This window comes from Streptomyces sp. YS-3, assembly GCF_045257485.1.
GTDB lineage: Bacteria > Actinomycetota > Actinomycetes > Streptomycetales > Streptomycetaceae > Streptomyces.
Map to the genome: position 1 here is coordinate 1 of NZ_JBJHPC010000988.1, position 1,423 is coordinate 1,423.

Annotated in this window: 2 protein-coding genes; one reads left to right on the forward strand and one right to left on the reverse strand. The window is 72.0% G+C overall.

Annotated features, from left to right (window positions below; translation table 11 throughout):
* Window positions 1–54: 54 nt before the first annotated feature.
* Window positions 55–522, reverse strand: coding sequence for a hypothetical protein (locus ACJA3G_RS36925; protein ID WP_406557381.1), 468 nt, complete (start codon window positions 520–522; stop codon window positions 55–57).
* Between the two features lie 376 nt (window positions 523–898).
* Here ACJA3G_RS36925 and ACJA3G_RS36930 point away from each other — a divergent pair, with 376 nt between their 5' ends.
* Window positions 899–1,420 (forward strand): universal stress protein, encoded by a 522-nt coding sequence (locus ACJA3G_RS36930; RefSeq protein ID WP_358835471.1) that lies wholly within the window; start codon window positions 899–901, stop codon window positions 1,418–1,420.
* Window positions 1,421–1,423: the final 3 nt, after the last annotated feature.

A 1,423-nucleotide genomic window follows, 5' to 3' on the forward strand; every position in this document is an offset into this window, starting at 1 on the left:
GGAGGGGGGAGGGGAAGTTGGCTGAAAACATACGGGTCCGTGTGTGCGAACCCGTCAGTCCAACGGCGGACTTTCGCCGTTCGCCCGTCCGTCACGGTGTCGGCCGGGTCCCGGCCGGGCGGTCGTGCGCGCCGCTCGCGCCGTCTGTTCCGTCCGCTCCGTCCGTGCCGTGCGTGCCGTGCGTTCGGAGTGTCGCAGCAGCAGCCGGCAGGCCGCGGTGACGGCCGCGAGCCCGAGGGCCCAGCCGGCCGCGCCGGCGAACGAGGAACCGTAGACGACGAGCACCACCGGGACCAGGACGCAGCTGAACGCCGCCCAGCGCACGACATCGCCCGCGCAGTCACCGGTGCCCGCCGCGGGCCTTCGTACGCCGTGCGCGCCCCTCTGCGGGCTCTCCCGGTGGCGCGGCGCCCCTGGGCCGGGCGCGGGCGCGCCGGGCTCCCGGGGGGTGTGCGCCACCCGGGGGATGCCGCCCGGCGGCGTGGGCGGACAGGCGTCCTGGGCGAACGGCGGGGCGGACACGGGTAGGGGCTCCCTGGGGGGTGCGGTGTGGAACAGCGTCGCGGCGACCGCGTGTCTAACGGGCGGGCACCTGTTCCGGTCACTGCGCGTGCACAGCGGGGGCACAGCCGGGGGACAGCCGGAACCGGCCCGAGGTCACCCAGGCGGATCGAACGTGCACAGAATGTTGAAGACCAGACCTCTGTACCAGCCATCTGCCATTGCCATCCGGGGCGGGCTCGTGCATGCTCCGGGGAACGTCGTGCAGCCCCGGCGGCTCTGGGCAGGAGAGGAGTGTCGCCGTACCCTTGGGGGTATGGGCTTGGGAAGATGATTCCCGGACACAGCTCCGCCGCCAACTGTCGCCCTCCATGAGGATCCAAACGCCGAGACACCCATGGCCGGTCAAGAATTTTCCGAACCCGCGGACCGCAAGCAGGTAGCCGACCCGACGTCGGACCTCCAGGCGGCGGAAGAGCCACGTCTGTCCTGCGACCCCGCATTCCGGCACGGAGTGGTGGTCGGGTTCGACGGCTCGACGTCCAGTGAGCGCGCCCTGGCGTACGCCATCGGCATGGCCAGACGCTCCGGCTCCGGCCTGATCATCGTGCACGTCGCCAACCGGCTGCCCACCACCGTGTGGGCGGGGTGCGAGCCGCCGGTCTTCGTGGATGTGCCGGACCACCGTACGGAAGTGCTCGGCCTGGAGCTGGCCTGCGCGGACTACCTCACCGAGGTCTCCTGGATCCTCGTCGAGCGTGGCGGGGACATCTGCCACGAACTGGAAGAAGTCGGTCGGGAGTACGCGGCGGACGCGATCGTCGTCGGCTCGACCCATGGCATCGTCGGCCGGATCTTCGGCTCGGTCGCCGGGCGGCTGGCCCGGCGCGCCCAGCGCCCCGTGGTCGTCATCCCGTAACCC